The following is a 2,397-nucleotide window of genomic DNA, read 5'->3' as shown; positions in this document are numbered from 1 at the left end:
CCGCCTCCGGAGCCACTGCCATCCGGGCCGAAAGTGACAGCGGTGCGCGTCATGGTCAGCGTGACATTCTGGCTGTCGTAAGCCAGCGATGGCGTCAGAAAGACCAGATTCGAGGTGACGTTGGCGAAGGTTCCGCTGACGCCACCGGAGGCCGTCAGGATGGTGTAGCTCGTCGCGGCCGCGTAATTGCCGCTCTCGGCCAGCACCTGGACTGTGCCGCCGGTGATGCTGGCGCTGCCCGAGGCGACGATCTTGTCGCTTTGCCCGGCCGCGTTGACCTCGACCTGATAGGTCGAGCCGCTCGCGAAGGCGACATTGCCGGACACGGTCAGCGTGCCGATCGAGTTGCCCGGCGCGACCGTACCGCCCGATTGCACCGTGACTCCGCCGATGGTGCCCGAGCCGCCGATCGTGCCGCCGTCCAGCGTCACCGTGCTCGCGATCGAGCCATTGACGACGAGCTTGCCGCCGGAGACCTTGGTCGCGCCGGTGTAGGTGTTCGTGCCCGTGAGCGTCAGCGTGCCGGTGCCGGTCTTGGTGACACCGCCTGTGCCGGTGATCTTGCCGGAGAAGGTGGTCGAGGCGTTGTTCGCGCCCGCCGTCAGCGTGCCCGAGCCGAGCGTGACCGTGCCGACGCCGGCGAGCGAGCCGATCGTCTGGTTGAGGCCGGCGAGATCGAGCGTCGCGCCTGATGCCACCGTGACGGTCGAATTGGCGGAGAAGGCGTTGGTGGCGCCGGCCCGCAGCGTTCCCTCCGACACCGTGGTCGCGCCGGAATAGCTGCTGGCGCCCTTGAGCACCAGCGCGCCGGCGCCGGTCTTCGCCAGCGAGCCCGTGCCCGTGAGGGACTGGTTGACGATGAAGCTGTTGCCGGCGTCGACGATGTCGAAGCCGCCGCCATGGCTGCCGAGTATGATGTTGCGGGTCAGCCCGTTCAGCGTCGTGCCGGTCACCTGCAGCACGCCGCCATCCAGCGTCAGCGCGCCCGAGGTCGAACCGAGATTGCTGTCCTTGGAGATGCTGATCGCGCCGCCCGCGATCGTCGTCCCGCCCGAATAGGTGTTCTCCTGCGTCAGCGTCAGCGTCCCCGTGCCGACCTTCCTGATGCTGCCGGCGTCGTAGATCATGCCGGTGAAGGTGGTCGAAGCATTGGTTGCGCCGGTCTCCAGCGTCGAGCCTTGCTCGATTCGGATCTGGCCGGCGCCGGCGATTGAGCCGGCGGTGACCGTGCCGAGCGTGTCGTTGATATTAAGCGATGCACCCGCCGCGACGGTGTAGTCCGAGGCCGCCGACATGGCCTGCGAGCGATCAATATAGAGCGTCCCGGCCGACACTGTGGTCGCGCCCGAATAGGTGCTGCTGCCCGACAGCCTGAGCGTGCCGGTGCCGGTCTTGGTCAGCCCGCCTGTGCCCGAGATCGTGCCGGAGAACGTCGTCCAGGCATTGTCGCCGCCCGCGGTCAGCGTGCCGGCGCCGAGCGTGACGGCGCCGGCCCCGGCGAGCGAGCCGATCGTCTGGTCGAAGCCGGCCAGGTCGAGCGTTGCGCCCGAGGCGATCGTGAACGCTGAGCCCGCGGAGAAGGCGCCTGCCTGTCCGGCGCGCAGGGTGCCGCCCGAGACCGTCGTCGCGCCGATATAGGCGTTGGTGCCGGTCAGGACGAGGATGCCGGCGCCGTCCTTGGTCAATCCACCCGAGCCGGAGAAGGATTGCGTCACCGTGAAGGTATTGCCGGCGTCGGCAATATCGAAGCCGCCGCCATTGCTGCCGAGGACGATGTTGCGCGCCAGCCCGGTCAGTGTCGTTCCCGTCACCTGCAGAATGCCGCCGTCGAGGGTCAGCGTGCCTGAGACATCGCCGAGATTGGCCTCGGAGGAAATGCTGAGCTTGCCGCCCGAGATCGTGGTGCCGCCGGTGTAGGTGTTGGCGCCGGTCAAGGTCAGCGTGCCCGTGCCTTCCTTGACCACGTTGCCGGCGCCGCTGACCACGCTGCCGATCGTCGCAGCGATCGTCTGGTCGAAGGTCAGCGTGCCGGTGTCGATGACGATGCCGCCATTGATGGTCGCCGAGACGCTGCCGATGGTGAGCCTGCTGCTGCCGCCGGTGAAGTGGATTGCCGCAGCACGCGTCGTGCCGTCGCCCGAGAGGCCACCCTCGATCGTGCCGTTGTTGGTGATGATCAGGTCGGCGCCGACGATGGCCTCGCCGCCGGCAGCGCCGACGCCGTTCGCCTCTTCGCCTGGATTAGGGGTACGGCCGAAGGACGTCGGCAAATTCGAGCCGCCGCGCCCGCCATCGCCACCGCGGATCGTGCCGTTGACGGTCAGCGTCGTCGTGGCGCCACCATTGGTGAAGACCAGGCCGGCGCCGCCGACGCCAGCGAAGCAGGCGAAGCAAACG

1 protein-coding gene is annotated in these 2,397 nt (G+C 68.3%); it reads right to left on the bottom strand.

Annotation, left to right across the window (positions count from 1 at the left end):
• Nucleotides 1-2,397: beta strand repeat-containing protein (locus AC3WLC_RS30490; RefSeq protein WP_493687652.1), on the bottom strand; the 2,397-nt coding region annotated here is incomplete at both ends.

This window comes from Allobosea sp. GW821-FHT03A12 (genome assembly GCF_058986765.1).
Note: the sequence above shows the minus strand (reverse complement) of the source record. Positions and strands in the feature narration are given on the sequence as shown.